Source organism: Vogesella urethralis (assembly GCF_007644045.2).
Classification (GTDB): domain Bacteria; phylum Pseudomonadota; class Gammaproteobacteria; order Burkholderiales; family Chromobacteriaceae; genus Vogesella; species Vogesella urethralis.
Genome location: NZ_VMDW02000061.1, coordinates 50,807 through 69,591, shown reverse-complemented (window position 1 = coordinate 69,591; position 18,785 = coordinate 50,807). Strand labels below are relative to the sequence as shown.

Below are 18,785 nucleotides of genomic sequence, written 5' to 3'. Positions count from 1 at the left end.
CCTTGTGCGGCCTGCCATGCAGGCCGTTTTCTTTTGCTACCCCAGCGGCGGCAACGGGCAGGCCAACCCCAGCAAGACGCCGTCCTGGCGAACCACCTCAAACCCCTCGCGCACATAGAAAGCGACCGCCCGGCTATCGTGAAAGGTACGCAGTCGCAGCTCGCGCCGCCCGGCGGCTTGCTGCCGTAGCCAGCCCAGCGCCTGCGCACCCAGGCCACGGCCTTGCCACGCGGGCAGCAGGTGCAGCTCGGCCAGATAGACGGCAGCGGTTTCCAGCCGGTAGCCGATGATACCGACGCGCGCGTCGCCAAGCTGCAGCCAGTGGAAGCGGGTACCGGCGGCGCGCAGCCGGAAGGCGGCACTGTCCCAGGCCAGCTGATGGCGCTGGTAGTGCTCGGCCATCGCGTTGCGGACAAGGCTTTCGATGGCAGTCAGGTCGTCGCTGCCGGCGGGCGGGAAGGTGAGGGATGCGGGCATGGGGGAGGCGCCAGGGTTGGCCGCAATGGCAATAAAAACCGTCACGGTGATGTCATGTTGTGCATTTACAGTGCTGCCATACAACAGCTTTGGCTGTTGCTGCTCTCCTTATCATCCTGGTCCTGATGCTGTAGACCCGCCCGCGCCAGCGGGCATTTTTTTTGCACGGGCTTTGATCTGGCAACTTGGCACACGGTTTGCCGGTGGTTATGTTAACGTGATTTTTCAGCCAAACAGAGGGAACGCCTGATGAATGCTGCCAAACGTATCAAGAAGCTGATGGATGCTGGCGCCGCCCCGCATCAACTGGAAACCCTGAAGCACCTGGTACTGGCCCTGCAGCTGAAACAGCCGTACGAGCTGCACCGCCTGTACGACATCGATTACCCGTTTTTCCAGATTGCCATGCAACTGCTGGAAGACTGGCGCCTGGGGCACCATATCGATGCCCGCAGCAAGCTGATGGAGCGCCTGTTTGGGGAGTACCCCGAGCTGATGCTGCCCAGCGAAGCCGAGCTGCACCCGGCCGCCACCGCGCCGGTTGTCGAGCCTGCAGCCGCACCGGTTGCCGCGCCGGCCACCGAGCCAGTAGCAGAAGCCGCCGTCACGGCAGAGAAACCGGCCGCCAAGCGCAGCCGCAGCAAGAAAGCCGCTGCCAAGCCGGCTAGCGAATAAGCGCCTTACCATCCCCAAACGCCCCTGCGTGCCCAGCGCCAGGGGCGTTTGTCATGCAGCCGGCAGTGTTAGCGTAAAGCAGGCGCCGCCCTCTGCCAGGTTGGCCGCAGACAGCGTCCCGCCGTGCTGTTCCACGATGCCATAGCTGATCGACAAGCCCAGGCCGGTGCCTTTGCCCACCGGCTTGGTGGTAAAGAACGGGTCGAAGATGCGCGCCAGGTTGGCTGCAGCAATGCCGGGGCCGTTGTCGGCCACGCTCAGCGCCACCCGGCCCTGCTCGCAGGCCAGCGTCAGCGTCAGTGCCGGGGCCGCTTGCGCTTCCACCGCGTCGTAGGCGTTCTGGATCAGGTTCACCAGTACCTGCTGCAGCTGGTTGGCGGAGCCGGTGACCCACTGCGCGTCATCCAGCCCGTGGCAGTGCACGCTCACACGATGCGGTGCTGCCTGCCCGACCCAGTGCAGCGCGCGCTGCACCGCCTCGGCCAGGTTCACGCGCTGGCGGGTGTCGGTTTCGATGGCAGAAAAACGTTTCAGCGCGTCCACAATCGCGCTGCTGCGCTGCGCGCCTTCCATCAGCCCGTCCAGCAGCGACGGCAGGTCGGCCAGCAGGCGGTCGATCTTCAGCTGCTGGCGCAGCGCGGCGGCGTCGGGGTTGGCCGCGTGCACGGCGGCCAGGTACTGCTGCAGCTTGGTGGCGTAGCGCTGCATGGCGTGGGTGTTGCCGACGATGAAGCTGATCGGGTTGTTCAGCTCGTGCGCCACGCCGGCCACCAGCCGCCCCAGCGACGCCATCTTTTCGGCCTGCACCAGCTGCGCCTGCGCCGCCTTCAGCGCCTCGTGCGCCTGTTTCAGCTCGGCGTAGGCTTTCTTCAGTTCGCCCACCGGGCGCCCCACGGCCACAAACCCGCTGTAGCGGCGTTCGCCGTCGTACAACGCGCTGACGTTCCAGGTGACGGGTATCGCCTCTCCATTGTGGGCGATCAGCGCGATTTCGATATCGCTACCCTCGGCGTTGCCGGCGGCCAACCGTTGCAGCAGCAGCTCGCGCTCGGCCTCGCCCGGCACCAGGTCGGTGAGCTTGCAGGCGGTGAGCAGGCTTTCGCTCAGCCCGGTCAGCGACACCATGGCGCGGTTTACCTGCCGCACCTGGCCCAGCGTGTCGCACACCACCATCACGTCGGTCATGGCTTCCAGCACGCCTTCGGTAAAGCGGTGTGCGTCGGCCAGCTCGCGGTGCTTGGCTTCCAGTGTTTCCTGCGATTGCACCAGCTCGGTGTACACCTGGTCCATGCGGCGTATCACGTCGATCCAGGCTTCTTCGGCCAGCTCGCCGCCCAGGCGGGTAGCTTCGGCGCTGCTGCTGAGTTTGTCGGGCATGGCTTTGCTCGTTTCTCTGTCTATCAGCTTGTTCTGCGAGCCGTGTGAATAGGGCCGGAGGGTGGACGGGCGATAGTGAATCCGCGTTGCGGATGGTGATGAACATAGCCGGTTCCGCCCGGCGGACGGGGTACTTTCTTTTGCGTCGCCAAAAGAAAGTACCCAAAGAAAAGGCGACCCGGGGCTGCTCGAAACCCCGCGCCAAACGGCCCGCCCCAAGCGCCGCCGAACTCGCCCCTTGCTAACGGCGCGGGGCTCAAACAAATCGGCGTCTTAAAACCTGGGGCAAACCGTTTGGCCCGGCTCGCGCCAACGGGATGGGGCACGTGGCTAAGGTGTCTGTATTCGCTCATGGGGTAAAACCTGTCCTACTGCACCGTGCACACCTGGCACGGGTCGAAGCTGCGCACGATGTGCTGCACTGCCAGCGCCTGTGCGTCGTCGGCCACGGTGCCCAGCAGGGCGGCTTCCAGCGGGCCGGGCTGGCCGTCGCTGTCGCGTGGCGAGAAGTTCCAGGTGGTGGGGGCGATGATCTGGTAGCGCTGGATGCGGCTGCCGTCCAGCGTCACCCAATGGCCCAGCATGCCGCGTGCCGCTTCGGTCAGGCCTTCGCCACGGGCGTACAGCGGGTGCGCCGGTAGCGCAGTCTGGAACGGCGCGTCCAGCTCAATGGCGGCTAGCCACGCCTGCATCTGCAGCACCAGCAGCGCCATTTCGCGCACCCGGGCCAGTACGCGGGTGTACACGGTGCTGCCTTGCGCCTGCACCAGCGTGGTGGTCAGCCGGTCGCGGCGCAGCAGGGCGCGGGCGATGGCGCCGGTTTGCGCCGGCTGCCCGGCCAGACGCGGCGCCTTGCTCCAGCTGTAGGCGTCGGCTTTGTCCGGCACCGGCAGCGTGTCGTCGTCAAACGGGTGGGTGGGGCCGTAGTCCACAAGCCAGGCGTGGCGGCTGTGTTCGCGGATTTGCGTGGTATCCAGCACGTCAAGGCGGCCCTGCCGCCACACGCCGGCGGGCGCCCACGCGCTGCTGCCTTCGCCTTCCAGATAGGCCGGGCCGGCAATCAGCGGCGCGTCGCAACGGCCCAGTGTGGCCAGGCCAAGGCTGTCTGCCAGCAGCAGAAAGCGCGCCAGGTCAGCCTGTGGCTGGCGGCTCACGTAGTCGGCCAGCGCCGCCGGGCTGTCCCAGGCAGCCACCTCGGGCAGCGGTACGCCGTAGGTGTGCTGTTCCAGAAAGCGGCGGAAAGCGGCCAGCCATTGCCCCAGCCGCACGCGTTCGGCGGCGCTGACGGTGCGGCTGACGCCGCCGGGCTGGATCACCATGGTGTGCGGCCAGTGCCCGGCCAGCGTGCCCATGAAGCGCATCAGCGTGGCGCGTGCGGCCAACATCGGCGCGTGGGCGCTGCCTTCCACTGCCTTGAAACGGGCGCGGATGTCGGCGTGCCAGCGGTGGCCGGCGTAGGCGTCGCGGGCGAAGTCCGGCATGAAAAACAGGTAGAAGTGCGACAGGTGGTCGGCCACGTTTTCCACGGCGTGGATCAGGTTGGTGACGCGCTCGCCGTTGGCCGGCGGCGTCACGTGGTACAGCTGCGCCAGTGCGCGGGCGGCGGCCACCGACTGCGACACCGAGCAGATGCCGCAGATGCGCGGCACGATGGCCAGTGCGTCCATCGCCTGGCGGCCCACCAGAATGCGTTCGAAGCCGCGAAATAGCCCGCTGGTGGCTTCGGCGGCGGCTACCTTGCCGTCTTGCAGTTCCAGCGTCAGCGTCAGGTCGCCTTCCACACGGCCCAGCGGGCCCAGTATGCGTCGTGTCATGGGGTGTTTTTCTTGGGAAGCGAGGGCGGCATGGTCATGCGGTCCAGCGTGGCGTTGACCTTCACCCGCGTCGGCGTGGCCGATTTGGACAGCGTGGACAGCGCCACGAACCAGGCCTTGGGCATGTCGGTGGGCAGCCCTACCGGGAAGCCGGCAATCTTGGGCGTGTCGAAAAACGCGTGGCCGGGGTCGGCAAAGTCGGGCGCGGTGCAGTTGATGCACGGGTAGCCGCCGGTGAGGCAGGAGCCTTCGCCGTTCCACGGCCGGATATTGCAGTCGGCGTGTGCCTGCGTACCCTTGCAGCCGACAAACTCCATCAGGCAGCCCTGCTGGCCGGGCGCTTCGGCGCTGGCCTTGAATTCGTAAAACTCGTTCTTGTCGCAGCCGTGGTGCACCAGCTTGTCGGCGTAGAAGCGTGGCCGGCCCAGCGGGTCCAGGTCGCTGGCGGCCAGCGCGTCGGCGGCCAGCAGCGCCAGCGTTTCCAGCACCCAGCCGGGGTGGGTGGGGCAGCCGCTGATGTTGACCACCGGCAGGCCGCTGCTGCCGGCAAAACCGTCGCCCAGCAGGCCGCCGGGTTGGCTGCCCTGCCACGCCAGGCCGGTGGCGCCGGTGAGGTTGTCGCCGGCGGCGGTAATGCCGCCGTAGGCGGCGCAGGTGCCCACCGCCACCACGTAGCGGGCGCGGGCGGCCAGCGCGGCGATTTGCCGGTAATACGGCTGGTGTTCGCTACCACTGATGTGGAAGCGGCCGTCCGCCCCCAGCATGACCGAGCCTTCCAGACACAGGATGTTGATGCCGTCTGCGGCCAACCCTGCCAGCAGCGGTGCCACCTCGTCGCCGCTGGCTTCGGTCAGCGACGGGTGATAGGCCAGGCGGATGCCGCTATCGGCCAGTGCGGTAAAGAAGTCGGGGCTTTCCGCGCACAGCGCCGACAGCGTACAGCCGCCGCAGCCGCCGCTTTGCAGCCAGACCAGGGTTTTGCTCGTCATGTCATTCCAGCCCGTAGCGCGTCAGCTTGCTGCGCAGGCCTACCCGCGACAGGCCCAGCTCTTCTGCCGCGCGGGTCTTGTTCCAGCGCTGGCGGGTGAGGGTTTCTTTCAGGATGCGCTTCTCCAGCGCCTCCAGCCGCGTTTTGAGGTCGCCCTCGATGCCGGCCAGGAACGCCAGCTCGGCCACCTGTTCTTCGGCAGCGGCCTGCAGCACCTCGGGTGACAGCAGCTCGGCGCCCAGCGCGTCGCCGTCGGCCAGCACCAGCATGCGGTTCAGCTCGTTGCGCAGCTGGCGCACATTGCCGGGCCAGCGGTACAGCCGCAGCGCGTCCTGCGCGTCGGCCAGCAGCGTCAGGCCGGGGCGCTGGTAGTGGCGGCGCGCTTCGTCCAGCAGCTTTTCGGCAATCAGCGGAATATCGGCCGGCCGTTCGCGTAGCGGCGGCACGGTGACGGCAAACGCCGACAGCCGGTAGTACAGGTCTTCGCGGAAGCGCCCCTCGCGCACCAGCTCGGCCAGCTTGCGGTTGGTGGCCGACACCACGCGCACGTCCACCTTCAGCGGGCGCGGGCTGCCCACCGGGCGGATTTCGCCTTCCTGCAGCACGCGCAGCAGCTTGGCCTGGAAGGCGGGCGAGGTTTCGCCGATTTCATCCAGAAAGATGGTGCCGCCGTCGGCCTGCTGGAACAGGCCGATGTGGTCCTGATAGGCACCGGTAAAAGCGCCGCGCTTGTGGCCGAACAGCTCGCTTTCCAGCAGCTGCTCCGGCATGGCGGCGCAGTTTTCCACCACAAAGGGGCGGTCGCGGCGGTGGCTGGCGTAGTGCAGCGCCCGCGCCAGCAGCTCTTTGCCGACGCCGGATTCGCCCTCGATCAGCACCGCAATGTCGAAGCCGGCCACGCGCTCCAGCAGCTCGCACACTTTGTCCAGCGGGCTGCCGGCGGCGCGGGTGATGTTGGCCATCGCGTTACGGGCCTTCAGCTCGCGGCGCTTGCCGTCCACCCGGCCTTGCAGCCACGGCGCCGAGGTTTTCAGCTCCACGTTCAACAGTTCGTTGTCCTGCTGCAGGCGGAACAGCTCGGCGGCGCCCTGTACGGTCAGCAGCAGGCTTTCCGGGTGCCAGGGCTTCAGCAGGTACTGGTAGATGCCGGCTTCGTTGACGGCGGCGATGATGTCGGCGTTGTCGGTGTAGCCGGACAGGATGATGCGCACCACCTGCGGGTGGCGCTCGCGCACGCGGCGCAGCAGCGCCACGCCGGTCATGTCCGGCATGCGCTGGTCGGTGACGATCACCTGGATGAACTCGCTTTCCAGGATGGCCAGCGCCTCGTCGGCACTGCTGGCGGTAAACAGCGTGAAGTCGTCTTCCAGCGTGCGTTGCAGCGCTTCCAGCGAGCGGATTTCGTCGTCCACCAGCAAAACGGTAGCTTGGGGGCTCATGGCGTGTCTTTCTGTAGCATGGGCGTATTGTAGCGGGGCCTAGCAAATGCGCGGCAGCATCTCGCCGGCCAGCCAGTCCAGCAGGCGCTCGCCGCCAAACGGCGTGCGCACGCGCACGAAGTGGTGCGGGTCGGCCACCACCTGGCCGATGTTGGCCGCATGGCGCCCCAGCGGGTGCGCCCGCAGCGCGGCCAGCGCGGCGTCGGCTTCGGCGGCGGGGCAGACGGCAATCAGCTTGCCCTCGTTGGCCACGTACAGCGGGTCCAGGCCCAGGAACTCGCAGGCGGCGCGCACCGCCGGTTGCAGCGGAATGGCGTCTTCCTGCAGCTGCATGCCCACGCCGGACTGGCGGGCGATCTCGTTCAGCGTGGTGGCCAGGCCGCCACGGGTGGGGTCGCGCATCAGGCGCAGGCCGGGGCTGGCCGCCATCAGCGCCGCCGCCAGCGTGTGCAGCGCGGCACTGTCGGACACGATGGGGCTGGCAAAGCCCAGGTTTTCGCGCTGGCTCATCACCGCCATGCCGTGCTCGCCCAGCGTGCCGGATACCAGAATCGCATCGCCCGGCCGCGCCTGGCTGCCGCACAGCTGTACGCCGTCGGCCACCACGCCAATGCCGGTGGTGCTGATGTACACGCCGTCGCCATGGCCGCGTTCCACCACCTTGGTGTCGCCGGTCACGATACGCACGCCGGCGTCCCGGGCGGCGGCGGCCATGCTGTCCACGATGCGCTTCAGGTCGGCCAGCGGCAGGCCTTCTTCCAGGATAAAGCCGGCGCTCAGGTACAGCGGCGTGGCGCCGCCCATCGCCAGGTCGTTCACCGTGCCGTGCACCGCGAGGCTGCCGATGTCGCCGCCGGGGAAAAACAGCGGCGAGATCACGTGGCTGTCGGTGGCGATGGCCAGGCGGCCGCCGGGCGGCGGCAGGATGGCCTGGTCGTTACCCTGCGCCAGGTAGTCGTTGCGAAAGGCCGGGGCGAACAGCTCGTCTACCAGCTGCGCCATGGCGCGGCCGCCGCTGCCGTGGGTCATGTCGATGCGGCCGTGGGCCAGGTCCAGCTTGCGGGGGTAGTGGCTCATGCCGGTTGCTCCTGCGGCGCGGTAAAGCGGCCGTAGTGGTAGTGGGCGGCGCAGGCGCCTTCGCTGGACACCATGCAGGAGCCCAGCGGGTTGTCGGGGGTACAGACAATGCCGAACACCTTGCAGTCCTGCGGCTGCTTTTGCCCGCGCAGGATGGCGGCGCACTCGCAGGCGCGGTGGTCCGGCACGTGGCGGTAGGGCAGGCCGAAGCGGCGTTCGGCGTCGAAGTCGGCGTAGTCGGGGTGGATGGCCAGCGCCGACTGCGGCACCTGGCCCAGGCCGCGCCATTCAAAGGTTGGCCGCAGCACCAGCGTTTCGGCCACCACGGCGCGGGCGGTGGCGTTGCCGTCGGTGGTGACGGCGCGGGTGAACTGGGTGGCCACGCCGGCCTCGCCACGGTTGATGCGTTCCACCAGCATCAGCACCGATTGCAGCACGTCCAGCGGCTCGAAACCGGCAATCACCACCGGCTTGGCGTAGGCGTCGGCCACCGCCTGGTACGGCGCGCTGCCGATCACGGTGCTGACGTGCGACGGGCCGATGAAGCCATCCAGCTGCACCGCGTCGCCGGCAGCCAGCAGGTGCTGCATGGCAGGCGGGGTCAGCACATGGTTGCAGAACACGCTGAAGTTGCGCAGCCCTTCGGCGCGGGCGGCTTTCAGCGCCAGCGCGGTGGGCGGGGTGGTGGTTTCAAAGCCGATGGCAAAGAACACCACCTGCCGCGCCGGGTTGTCGCGCGCGATCTGCAGCGCGTCGGCGGTGGAGTACACCATGCGCACGTCGCCGCCCTGCGCCCGCGCCTTGTACAGGCTCAGCTTGTTGCTCGCTGGCACCCGCAGGCAGTCGCCGTAGCTACAGACAATGGCGCCGTGCTGCAGCGCCAGCTCGATGGCGGAATCGATACGGCCGATCGGCAGCACGCACACCGGGCAGCCGGGGCCGTGGATCAGCTGCACCGCCGCCGGCAGCAGGCCGGTGAGGCCGTAGCGAGCAATGGCGTGGGTATGGCCGCCGCAAAACTCCATCAGCCGGTAGTGGCGGCCGGGCTGTACCGCCTCGGCAATGCGGGCGGCCAAGCCGCGTGCCACGTCGCCACGGCGGAATTCGTCTACGTATTTCATGGCTGGCCCTCCTGCGGCAGCGCGGCCAGCTCGTGCATCAGCGCCAGCGTTTTTTGGGCTTCGGCGGCGTCCAGCCGGCCGATGGCGTAACCCACGTGCAGGATCACGTAATCGCCGGGCTGCACGCCCGGCACCAGGGCGATGGATACGTTGCGCATCACGCCGTCCACCTCGACACGGGCGTTATCGCCCGCCAGTAGCTCCGTTACTTTCACCGGCATGGCCAGGCACATGGGTCAGTCTCCTTGTTGGCCAGTAGCTGCCGTGCTACCCAGGCCTGGCCCACGGCCAGACCGCCGTCGCCGGCCGGCAAGGCCTGCGGGTGGTAGACGGCCAGTCCGGCCTGTTGTAATCGCGGTAGCAGCGCGGCCAGCAAGGTGCGGTTGGCAAAACAGCCGCCGCCCAGTGCCACCGTGCCGAGGTGGTGTTGTTGCGCGGTAGCCAGCACCCAGCTGGCCAGTGCCGCCGCCAGCGTGGCATGCCACAGGCTGGCGATGGCGGCGGCGTCGGGCCGGGCCAGCAGCTGCCGTAGCAGCGGCGCCAGGTGCAACGCGTTGGCCGCATCGATATGCCAAGCCTCGGCCAGCGGCGCGCAGGGCTGCGCCAGCGCTTGCAGCCGTTGCGGCGCTTCGCCTTCGTAGCCTTGCTGCAGGCACACGCCGGCCAGTGCGGCGACCAGGTCGAAATAGCGGCCCATGCTGCTGCTGTACGGCGTGTTGATGCCGCGTGCCAGCTGCTGCTGTAGCAGCGGCCACGCCGGCTGGTGGCCAAAACGGCGTTCGGCTTCGTCGGCATGGCCGTGCTGCAGCAGCCAGGCGGCGGCCACGCGCCACGGTTCGCGCGCAGCGGTGTCGCCGCCGGGCAGCGCCAGCGGCGCCTGATGGCCGATGCGCTGGCTGTGCGCGCCGTCTACCCGCAGCAGCTCGCCGCCCCAGGCGCCGCCGTCGTCGCCGACACCGTGGCCGTCCAGCGCCAGCCCCAGTACCGGGCCGTGCAGCTGGTGTTCGGCACACACGGCGCCGATGTGGGCGTGGTGGTGGCTAATGCGTAGCAGCGGGAGGTTGGCCGCCGCGGCCAACTGCGCCGCCAGCTGGCTGGCAAAGTGCTCGCCGTTGTCGCAGGCGATGGCCTGCGGCGCGTGGCCGGCGTGCAGCTGCAGCGCGGCGATGGCGTGCTCCAGCGCCACGCAGGCGGCCGGGTGCGCCAGGTCACCGACGTGGGCGCCGGGCAGCGCCGCGTTGCCGTACAGCAGCGCCGGGGCGTTTTTCAGGTAGCTGCCGGTGGCCAGCACGGTGGCGCCGTCGCTGGCCAAAGGCAGCACGTCCGGCAGGTAGCCCCGGCTGCGGCGCAGCGTGGCGCTGCCCAGTGCGTCGATGCGCAGCACGCTGTCGTCGCTGCGGGCGTGGATGGCACGGTCGTGCAGCAGAAAGCCGTCGGCGATGCCGGCCAGCGCGGCGAGCGCTTCGTCGTTATCGATGGCCACCGGTGCACCGCTGGCGTTGCCGCTGGTCATCACCAGCAGCATGGTTTGGGCATCATCCAGCCAGCCGGTGCCGGCCGGGCGGCCGGCGGCCTCGTGCCACAGCAGCAGGTGCAGCGGCGTGGGTGGCAGCAGCACGCCCAGCTCGGCCAGGCCCGGCGCCAGCGCGTCCGGCAGAGGCACGTCGCCGCGCGGCAGCAGCACGATGGGGCGCGCCGGGCTGGCCAGTAGCGTGGCAGCGGCGGCATCCAGCTGCACCACGCCGTGCAGGCTGGCCAGGTTGGCCGCCATCAGCGCCAAGGGCTTGGCCGGGCGTCGCTTGCGCTGGCGCAGGCGGGCAATGGCGCCGGCGTTGCGCGCGTCGCAGGCCAGATGAAAGCCGCCGCTGCTTTTGATCGCGACGATGCCGCCGCCTTGTAGCGTGGCCAGCGCCAGCCCCAGCGGGTCGCCGGCTTGCGGCGCACCCTCCGCGCCCAGGTAGCTCAGCTGCGGGCCGCAGGCCGGGCAGCAGGTGGGTTCGGCGTGAAAGCGGCGGCTGGTCGGCTGCTGGTAATCGGCCTGGCAGGCCGCGCATAGCGCAAAGCCGGCCAGCGTGGTGGCGCTGCGGTCGTAGGGCAGGGCGCGGGTAACGCTGTAGCGCGGGCCGCACTGCGTGCAGTTGATGAAGGCGTGGCGCCAGTGGCGGCCAGCCGGCTGGCACAGCTCGGCCAGGCAAGCGTCGCACGGCGCGCTGTCGGCTGGTAGCCTCACCTGCGCCGTGTTGCCTGCGCTGGCAGCGATGGTGAAGTCCTGCCCGCCTTGTGGCGGCAGCGCGTGGCTGGTGAGGCTATCCACCTGCGCCTGCGGCGGCAGGCCGGCCAGCAGCTGCACGGCAAAGGCGTCCAGCTGCGCAGGCGGGCCTTCCACCTCGATCACCACCCCGCTGGCGTGGTTGGCCACGTGGCCGGCCAGCCCCAGCTTGCTGGCCACGCGCCACACGTGCGGGCGAAAACCCACGCCTTGTACGCGGCCACGGGCGGTGAAGCAACGGCGTTGCAGCGTCATGCCTTAGCCCTGCGCCAGCCGGGCTTCCAGCGCGGCGACCTGGGCTTTCAGCTCGGCCAGCTGGTTTTGCTGGGCTACCCGCTCGGCGCGCAGGGCGCGGGCTTCGATCAGGCCGCCGGCCAGCCACTGCAGCCAGGCGTCCATGCCGTCGCCGTTGCGGGCGCTCAGCTGCAGTACCGCGATGGCGGGGTTGACGCGGCGGGCGTAGGCGATGCAGGCATCGACGTTGAAATCCAGGTGCGGCAGCAGGTCGGTTTTGGTCAGCACCATCAGGCTGGCGGCGGCAAACATGTCCGGGTATTTCAGCGGTTTGTCCTCGCCCTCGGTGACCGACAGGATGGCCACCTTGTGCGCCTCGCCCAGGTCGAACGCCGCCGGGCACACCAGGTTGCCGACATTTTCGATCAGCAGCAGGCTGTCGTCCTGCAGCGCCAGCGCGTCCAGCGCCTGGCCCACCATGTGCGCGTCCAGGTGGCAGCCCTTGCCGGTGTTGATCTGGATGGCCGGCGCGCCGGCGGCGCGGATGCGCTCGGCGTCGTGCGCGGTTTGCTGGTCGCCCTCGATCACCGCCAGCGGGGTGGAGGCGGCCAACCTTTGCACGGTTTCGGTCAGCAGCGTGGTCTTGCCGGAGCCGGGGCTGGACACCAGGTTCAGCGCGAAAATGCCGCGCTCGGCCAGGCGGCGGCGGTTGGCCGCCGCGTACTGGTTGTTCTTGCCCAGGATGTCCTGCTCGATCTTCACCATGCGCGCCTGGCTCAGCCCCGGCGCGTGGGCGTGCGCCGGGCCGTGGCCGTAGTGGTGGCTGCCGTCGGCCAGTGTTACCGGCGTGCTGTCGGCGGCGTCGCTTGCCTCCGCGGCCGGCTGGGCGTGTGCGTGGCCGTGATCATGATCATGCTGGTGTGGGTGAGCGTGGCTGTGATCGTGGTCATGATGATGGTGATGGCCATGCGCGTGGCCGCCGGCGCGGCGCGGGCGGTACGGGTATTTGACGGCCGGTTTCTGGCCCTCGATGCTGACATTGCCTTCGGCGCAGCCACAGACGGTACACATGGGTGGGGTCCTTTCTTGTTCTGTTCGGTGTTGTGTTTTTCTTTGTGCGGGCGGTAACGGTGCTGGCAGGGCTTATTCCACCTCCAGCTCCGCCACGCGCAGCTCCTCGCCGCCGGTAACCTGTACCTGATGGCGGCCACAGCTGGGGCAGGCGTCAAAGCGGGCGTGGATGGGCACTTCCTGGCTGCAGGCCAGGCACCAGCCACGGCCGGGCTCGCGCAGCAGGTGTACCTGCGCGCCGTCGGCCAGGCTGCCGCGCAGTACTACGTCCAGGCAGAAGGTGAGCGCTTCCGGCTCGACGCCGGCCAGCTCGCCCACTTGCAGCCAGATCTGTTTGACGCGGCGAAACTGCTGCGTCTGTGCGTGCTCTTCCAGCAGCTGCACGATGCCCTCGGCCAGCGACATTTCATGCATGGTGGCATTCCTCTTCTTCGATACCGGCAAGTGTAAAGGCTACACAGGGGTCGATCAGCAACAGCCTGCGCCGCACTTGCGCGGCAGTGCCGTTGGCTGCAGCCTGCGCCATGCAGCCCTGCGGGTGGCAGTGCCACAGTGTGGGCGGTAGCACGCGGTAATGGCTGATGCGGCCGTCGCCGCCCAGCGTGGCCAGGTGCAGCAGCGGGCCACGGGCGGTGTCCACCAGCGCCAGACCGCTGCCGGCCAGCGTGCAGCTGTCGCTGCCCGCTTCGGCCTCGCCCAGCCAGGCGGCCAGTGCCAGCCAGCGCGCCAGCAGGCGGGCGGCGCTGACGTGGCCGGCGTCCAGCCAGGGTTGCAGCAGTGGCTGGTAACGCGCCAGCGCGCCGGTTTCTACCGCCTGGCCGTACCAGGCCGGGGTGTGGCCGGCCAGCCAGTGCGGGTTGGCCGCCAGGTTGGCCGCGCTGTGCAGCCATTGCAGGGCGGGCACGGCTTCCGGCGCCGCCGTCAGCAGTTGTTGCAAGACGCGAGCTGCGGCACTGTCGCCACTGGCCGCCCATTGCTGCCAGCCGGCCAGACCATACTGGCGCCAGATGCTGGGGTCGGTACCGAAGATACAGAACGCGGCCAACTGGCGGTAATCGCGCAGCGTGACAGCGCGGCCCAGCGCGGCGAGGGCGGCAGGGTCCACGGTTTGGCCGCAGGCCGGCGCCCAGTCCAGCAGCCAGCGGCGCAGCGTTTCGCGGATGGCTTCTAGCCGCACGGCGGCCAGCGCCTGCGTATCGGCTACCGCAGGCTGGCCGCTGGCAGCCGCCAGCGCCAGCGTAGCGGCCAGTTGCTGGGCGTGGCCGCACAGCGAAAACAATTGCGGCGCCAGCGCGATGGCCTCGGCCGGCGTGCGGCCGACAAACAATTGCTCGGCGGCCAACCTGGGCCAGTGCACGCTCACCTGGCCGTGCTGGCGCTGCAAGGTGATGCCGTTCATGCGCCGCCCAGCCCGAATAGCCGGCGACGGCTGAGGTCCGGCCCGGCTGGCGTCGCCGCTGGCGGCGCCGGAATCTCGAACAGCAGGCGCAGTACTTCGCTGGCGGTGTCGCGCGCGGATTGCTGGTCGGCAAACTGCGGCAGCGGCGAAAACAGCGAGCACATCAGGTAGGGGCCAATGCTGTCTTCGCTGCCGGGCAGAAACGGCATGATGCCTTCCGGTAGGGCCACCAGCTGTTCTTCACCGGCCGCGCCATCCGGCAGCGGCGCGTCGGCGGGCAGCAGCATCAGGTTGATGAACCACGGCGTAATCAGCACGCCGGCCCACCAGCCCTGATAGCGGCGGAAACCGACGCTTTCCACGCTGATGGCCGGGTTCAGGATGGGAATACCCTGCATGCGCGTGTGCTGGATGTGGCGATAGGCCTGCTCCAGCGCGGCGCCGGGGTGCTGCAGCCAGCCGGCGCTGCTGTGGCGCGCGTTCATGGCAGCACCATGAACTGTTCGTGTGCGCCGTCGCATACCGGGCAGCGCCAGTGCGCGGGCAGTGCGGCAAATGGCGTGCCTGGCGGTATCTGCCAAACGCTGTCGCCTTGCGCCGGGTCGTACACCCACCAGCAGATCTTGCACTCCAGCCGCGCGTCGTCGGCCAGCTCGCCAGGTTTGCCGAGGTAACTGCCTTCAAAGGTGTTCATGCCGCTTGCTCCCCGGTCAGCCAGTCCAGTGCCTCCTGCAGCCGGTCGATGGCGTCGGCCAGGTCGTCGGCGGCGGCCAGTGCTACCTCCGGCATACGGGTGATTTCCAGCGTATCCAGCAGGATGCTGTTCATGCCGTTGAAGTACTGCACCCGCCACACGTTTTGCAGGCTGGTGGCCATCACCCGGCATTTGCCGTAGCCGCGCGAGAACACGCCGCTGTTGCCGCCGCCGAGGTTGGCGTCGATATAGGCCAGGTCTTCCGGCGTCATCGGCAGCAGGCTGAAGTTGATGACGTGGTCTTCGTCACCGTCCTGGTAGGCGGCGGCGCGCTCGGCGACCTCGGCCAGCACCGCCGGCGCGTTCATTAGCGCCACGCCAGCCGGGTCGAACGGCGTCAGTTCTCGGCGGCCGAAAGCGCGGGCCTGCTGCCACACGGCAGCGGGGATGGCGCAGGCTTCGATGCGGTCGGCCAGCGGCTGGCCATCGGCGTCGGTTTCCAGCACGCGCCACACGCCGGCAAATACCGACTCCTGGATCAGCAGCTCGTGGCCGTTGAGGCAACGCACGCGGGCGCTGACTTCGCCTTCGCCCAGCAGCTGGCTGATCAGCGTGCGGCCGTCGCTGTCCAGCCCGTTCAGCAGTAGCGACGGGTACGGTTCGCTCGTGCCGTCCCACGCTTGCATGCGGCGGATCAGCTCGGCCACCAGCGCCTTGGCATCGCCCAGGTGGGCGGTTTCTTCGGCGGTGGGCAGGTAGGGCATGTCAAAGCCGTCCAGCTCGCGCGGCAGCGGCAGGTAGTTGAGGTCGGGGTCGACCGGCTGCGAGCCGGGGCCGATGCCGACCACCGGAATAGGGAAGGCTTTGGGCAGGATGAACTGGCTCATTGGCAGGCTCCGCTGGTGGGGCTGGTCACAGGAATGCCCACCGACGGCGGGCGGCGCGACGGTGCGGCCAACAGTTCGGCAAAGCGGTGCACCACGTCGGGCCAGTCCATCAGGCCGACGATAACGCCGGTGTACTGGCCGCCGCGCAGGAATACCAGTGCCGGGTACTTCAGCACGCCAAAGCGGCTGGCAAGCGTGCGGCTGGCGGCGGGGTCGGCCCAGCACACGTGCGGCGTGGCGCCGGGCAGGCTTTTCAGCACCTCGGGCACGATGATGGCGTTGTCGGCCACCTCGGGGTGCTGGTGCGGGTCGGCGTTCAGCATCAGCACCAGTTGCGGGTGTTCGGCGGCCAGTGCGTCCAGCTTGGCCGCGTCGGTCTGGCTGTAGCCCAGTGCGTCCAGGCGCAGGGCGACGCTGTCGAAAGTAGGGATATACGATTGCATGGTGGGTGGCCTTGCGTTGTCAGCTTGATGGGGTATCGGGTGTCAGCAGCGCCTGCAGGTGCGGCGGTAGCTGCGGCTCGCGGTGGCAGAGGTCGGCAAAGTGCTGCTCGGGCTGGTAGTTGCCGGCCAGCGCGGCTTCCAGCGCGGCGATGGCGGCAAGGATGTCGGCGGCGCGCTGCTCGTCCAGCAGCTCGCGCGCGGCACCGGTGAATACCAGCAGCCACTGGCCGGTGGCCACTTCGCCCAGCAGGCGGGTGTCGATGTCGACCAGGCTGCCGTCGCGGTCGCGGCAGCGGGCGCTGAACCAGCCGGGGCTGACCACTTGCATCGGGGTGCCCATGCACATCAGCCGGGCTCCCCGTCAAACAGCACGCGGGCGTCGCCGACGCGGCAGGCGCTGTCGGCGCTGGGGCGTTCGCTTTCGTAGCGCGTCATGTCCAGGCTGGCGTCGTTCAGGCGTGCGCCGTCACCGCTGGCGGGCTGTACCTGCACGCCCCATGCAGCCAGGGTTTGTACGGCGATGGCCAGCGCCTCGGGCAGCCGGGCGCGCACGGCCGGCGACAGGCTGCCGCCGTAGTCTTCCAGCTCGGCCGGCTGCACGCCGATCAGCGTGATGTTGGCCGGCAGGGCACCCTTGAGCTCGGCCAGCGCCAGCACTTCGGAAAAACCGGTCTGGTGCAGGCTCATTTTCTTGGCAGTGAGGTAGGCGGGTACCGCGTCGTTGTGGAAGACTCGCAGCGTGGCCGGCGGCAGGCCGAAATCGATGGCGTCCAGGATCAGCAGATGGTCGGCCGCTTCCACATAGGGCAGCAGCAGCAGGCCCTGGGTGCCGCCGTCGATCACTTCTACGTTGGCGGGCAGGCTGTAGCCGGCGTACAGCGCCTCGGCACAGCGCACGCCGAAGCCTTCGTCGGCCCACAGCAGATTGCCCAGACCCAGTACCACGATGTGTGGCGTTGACATGTTTGCCTTCCCGGTGTGTTACGGAGGGCGTTACATATACAAAGGCCGTGCCAGCCAGGCGCTGCATGCCGGGGCGCGCAGGGCCTTGATTTTATTGGCTTCTGGCGGCTGGCGCGGCAGGCGGGTTAGCAGGAATGGTTAGTTTGTTGTCGTTTTGCTGTGGCTGGGTGGAAGGAAGGTTTGCAGTGCCGGCCGGCAACTGCTGGTAGTGGCGCTGCTGGCGCGCCAGCCAGCCGCTGCGCTGCAACTGGCGAAAGCTGGCCTGGTAGCGGCGCACCAGTGCGCTGTCGCTGCCGGGGCTGAACGCCAGGTACAAGGGCTGTGCCAGCGCCGGCAGGTTGAAGGCCGGTTTGAGCGCGGCGAAGTCCAGCCCGGCCTGGGCGCTGCGGTATTGCAGTACCTGGCGGTGGCTGAACGGCAGCAGGTCGATGCGGCCGGCAAACAGCTTGCGGATATTGCTGAGGTCGTCGCCGCTTTCCTGCAGGTTCTGCCCGATGACAAAACCCTGCTGCAGCAGGTACTGCATTTTCATGTCGCCGACGGTGGCGCCCAGCTGCCAGCGCCGTGCCTGCTCCAGCGTGCGGGCGTTCAGGTCGCGGCGTGCGGCCAACTGCCATACGGTAACGTCGCCGCTGGCGATCTGCCCCAGCCATTGGTAGCGGTGTTCGCGCTCGGCGGTGCGCGCCAGGCAGAAGATCAGCACGCCGGGGGTGGTTTCGGCGGTTTGGTAGGCGCGGGCCCATGGCAGAAACTGCACGTCCAGCGTGTCGCCGTTGCGTTTTGCCAGCTCGCGGGCGGTATCCAGCGCCAGGCCCCACGGTTGCGGGCTGGCACTCTGGAACGGCGGAAACTCGGTGGTGACGGCCAGCACGCTGGCCGCCTGGCTCAGGGCAGGGCAACACAGCAGCAGGGCAAGCAGGCGAGTGCTCATCGTTGGGGGCAATGTAGGCCAGGGGCATTGAAGTTAGCATCATGCCGGCTTTACGTTAAGTGCCTTTTATCAATGCATGACGAAGAAGCATGATCAATAGTAATCAATGTGGCGTCGCTGGCAGCGTGAAGGCGGTTGCCGGGCCGCGCTTCGCTGCCTAAGCTGTAGGCAGACTTCTTTTCAGGCAAATGTCATGATCATTCCCTTGGGCGATTGTCTCTCGCTGTTGCACCGCTGCCAGTCGGCCGCGCTGGCAACCCACTCGCTGTCCTTGCCCGGCTACCCGTTTGTCACGGTGTTGCCGTTCGCCATCGGGCCCGACCACAGCCCGTGGTTGCTGATGAGCGGCCTGGCCGAGCACTGCCGCAATGTGCAGGCCGACCCGCGCGTCAGCCTGCTGCTGCAGCCGCCGGCTGGCCAGGTCTGGGAACAGGCCAGGATGACGCTCAGTGGCGACCTGCACGCCGAGACCCCGGACGACGCGCTGCTGGCGCGCTTGCTGCGCTACGCGCCCGCGTTCCAGTCTTGCCTGGCACTGGGCGATTTCCGCTTCTACCGCCTGCAACTGCAGGCGATCCGCTTTATTGGCGGTTTCGGCCGCATGGGCTGGGTGTCGGCGCAGGAATGGCACGCCTTGCCGGCTTTCGACCTGGCCACCGAGACGCGGCTGCTGGACGAACTGGCCGCCAGCAGCGGCAGTGCCAAGCCGCTGGGGCTGGACTGCTTCGGCGTCGATTACCAGCTGGGCGAATTGCGACAGCGGCTGGATTTCGGTGCGGCGGTCGATGCGGCCAACCTGCCGCAGCGGGTGGCCGACGCGCTGGCTGCCGGCGAATTGCGCTGAGGCAGGCCATGCCGGCCGCGAAATAAAGCGGCGCACTGGCAACAACTACGCCATACTGATAATGTTGTTTAAGAACGACCGG

At 68.6% G+C, this 18,785-nt stretch carries 21 protein-coding genes; 2 read left to right on the top strand and 19 right to left on the bottom strand.

Annotated elements, in window-relative coordinates:
* Positions 1–36 precede the first annotated feature (36 nt).
* The gene (locus FLQ03_RS05060) at positions 37–477 is read right to left on the bottom strand and encodes a GNAT family N-acetyltransferase (protein WP_144372872.1); all 441 of its coding nucleotides are present in this window, start codon (positions 475–477) and stop codon (positions 37–39) included.
* Between the two features lie 249 nt (positions 478–726).
* Here FLQ03_RS05060 and FLQ03_RS05055 point away from each other — a divergent pair, with 249 nt between their 5' ends.
* Positions 727–1,152, top strand: a complete 426-nt coding sequence (locus FLQ03_RS05055) for a hypothetical protein (RefSeq protein WP_144372871.1) — start codon at positions 727–729, stop codon at positions 1,150–1,152.
* A 51-nt stretch (positions 1,153–1,203) separates the two neighbouring features.
* Here the strand turns inward: FLQ03_RS05055 and FLQ03_RS05050 are convergent, their stop codons facing one another.
* From FLQ03_RS05050 to FLQ03_RS04965, 18 genes are all read right to left on the bottom strand, one after another.
* Positions 1,204–2,529: a sensor histidine kinase gene (locus FLQ03_RS05050; protein WP_144372870.1), complete on the bottom strand. Its 1,326-nt coding sequence runs from the start codon at positions 2,527–2,529 to the stop codon at positions 1,204–1,206.
* Positions 2,530–2,897: 368 nt separating this feature from the next.
* Entirely contained in the window at positions 2,898–4,343 is a 1,446-nt protein-coding gene (locus FLQ03_RS05045; protein WP_144372869.1) for a nickel-dependent hydrogenase large subunit, read from the bottom strand.
* Complete coding sequence (locus FLQ03_RS05040; RefSeq protein ID WP_144372868.1) at positions 4,340–5,332, bottom strand: NADH-quinone oxidoreductase subunit B family protein; 993 nt, start codon at positions 5,330–5,332, stop codon at positions 4,340–4,342. Before FLQ03_RS05040 ends, FLQ03_RS05045 begins: the two co-directional genes overlap by 4 nt.
* Position 5,333: 1 nt before the next feature.
* The gene (locus FLQ03_RS05035; protein WP_144372867.1) at positions 5,334–6,770 is read right to left on the bottom strand and encodes a sigma-54-dependent transcriptional regulator; all 1,437 of its coding nucleotides are present in this window, start codon (positions 6,768–6,770) and stop codon (positions 5,334–5,336) included.
* 39 nt (positions 6,771–6,809) lie between these two features.
* A complete protein-coding gene (gene hypE / locus FLQ03_RS05030; RefSeq protein WP_017508547.1) occupies positions 6,810–7,847 on the bottom strand; it encodes a hydrogenase expression/formation protein HypE in 1,038 nt (345 codons plus the stop codon).
* Entirely contained in the window at positions 7,844–8,968 is a 1,125-nt protein-coding gene (gene hypD / locus FLQ03_RS05025; protein WP_144372866.1) for a hydrogenase formation protein HypD, read from the bottom strand. Before hypD ends, hypE begins: the two co-directional genes overlap by 4 nt.
* Positions 8,965–9,201: a HypC/HybG/HupF family hydrogenase formation chaperone gene (locus FLQ03_RS05020; RefSeq protein ID WP_144372865.1), complete on the bottom strand. Its 237-nt coding sequence runs from the start codon at positions 9,199–9,201 to the stop codon at positions 8,965–8,967. The genes hypD and FLQ03_RS05020 overlap by 4 nt, the downstream gene beginning before the upstream one ends.
* On the bottom strand, positions 9,180–11,492 hold the full coding sequence (hypF, locus tag FLQ03_RS05015) for a carbamoyltransferase HypF (RefSeq protein ID WP_144372864.1): 2,313 nt from the start codon (positions 11,490–11,492) through the stop codon (positions 9,180–9,182). Before hypF ends, FLQ03_RS05020 begins: the two co-directional genes overlap by 22 nt.
* A gap of 3 nt (positions 11,493–11,495) precedes the next feature.
* Entirely contained in the window at positions 11,496–12,542 is a 1,047-nt protein-coding gene (gene hypB, locus FLQ03_RS05010; RefSeq protein WP_144372863.1) for a hydrogenase nickel incorporation protein HypB, read from the bottom strand.
* A gap of 72 nt (positions 12,543–12,614) precedes the next feature.
* Complete coding sequence (gene hypA, locus FLQ03_RS05005; protein ID WP_206210871.1) at positions 12,615–12,956, bottom strand: hydrogenase maturation nickel metallochaperone HypA; 342 nt, start codon at positions 12,954–12,956, stop codon at positions 12,615–12,617.
* Positions 12,949–13,941 carry a hypothetical protein gene (locus tag FLQ03_RS05000; RefSeq protein WP_144372862.1) on the bottom strand — a complete coding sequence of 331 codons (993 nt, stop codon included), beginning with the start codon at positions 13,939–13,941 and terminating at the stop codon, positions 12,949–12,951. Before FLQ03_RS05000 ends, hypA begins: the two co-directional genes overlap by 8 nt.
* Positions 13,938–14,426 carry a [NiFe]-hydrogenase assembly chaperone HybE gene (gene hybE / locus FLQ03_RS04995; protein ID WP_170252311.1) on the bottom strand — a complete coding sequence of 163 codons (489 nt, stop codon included), beginning with the start codon at positions 14,424–14,426 and terminating at the stop codon, positions 13,938–13,940. Before hybE ends, FLQ03_RS05000 begins: the two co-directional genes overlap by 4 nt.
* Positions 14,423–14,635 carry a rubredoxin gene (locus FLQ03_RS04990; protein ID WP_017508555.1) on the bottom strand — a complete coding sequence of 71 codons (213 nt, stop codon included), beginning with the start codon at positions 14,633–14,635 and terminating at the stop codon, positions 14,423–14,425. The genes hybE and FLQ03_RS04990 overlap by 4 nt, the downstream gene beginning before the upstream one ends.
* Entirely contained in the window at positions 14,632–15,522 is an 891-nt protein-coding gene (locus tag FLQ03_RS04985; RefSeq protein ID WP_144372860.1) for a hydrogenase expression/formation protein, read from the bottom strand. Before FLQ03_RS04985 ends, FLQ03_RS04990 begins: the two co-directional genes overlap by 4 nt.
* Positions 15,519–15,965: a thioredoxin domain-containing protein gene (locus FLQ03_RS04980; protein ID WP_144372859.1), complete on the bottom strand. Its 447-nt coding sequence runs from the start codon at positions 15,963–15,965 to the stop codon at positions 15,519–15,521. The genes FLQ03_RS04985 and FLQ03_RS04980 overlap by 4 nt, the downstream gene beginning before the upstream one ends.
* Positions 15,966–15,984: 19 nt before the next feature.
* Positions 15,985–16,311 (bottom strand): HypC/HybG/HupF family hydrogenase formation chaperone, encoded by a 327-nt coding sequence (gene hypC / locus FLQ03_RS04975; protein WP_144372858.1) that lies wholly within the window; start codon positions 16,309–16,311, stop codon positions 15,985–15,987.
* Entirely contained in the window at positions 16,311–16,928 is a 618-nt protein-coding gene (gene hybD / locus FLQ03_RS04970; RefSeq protein ID WP_144372857.1) for a HyaD/HybD family hydrogenase maturation endopeptidase, read from the bottom strand. Before hybD ends, hypC begins: the two co-directional genes overlap by 1 nt.
* Positions 16,929–17,019: 91 nt before the next feature.
* Positions 17,020–17,859 (bottom strand): substrate-binding periplasmic protein, encoded by an 840-nt coding sequence (locus FLQ03_RS04965; protein ID WP_144372856.1) that lies wholly within the window; start codon positions 17,857–17,859, stop codon positions 17,020–17,022.
* A 193-nt stretch (positions 17,860–18,052) separates the two neighbouring features.
* Between FLQ03_RS04965 and FLQ03_RS04960 the strand changes: the two genes are divergently transcribed.
* On the top strand, positions 18,053–18,703 hold the full coding sequence (locus FLQ03_RS04960) for a HugZ family pyridoxamine 5'-phosphate oxidase (RefSeq protein WP_170252310.1): 651 nt from the start codon (positions 18,053–18,055) through the stop codon (positions 18,701–18,703).
* The last annotated feature ends 82 nt before the right edge of the window (positions 18,704–18,785 follow it).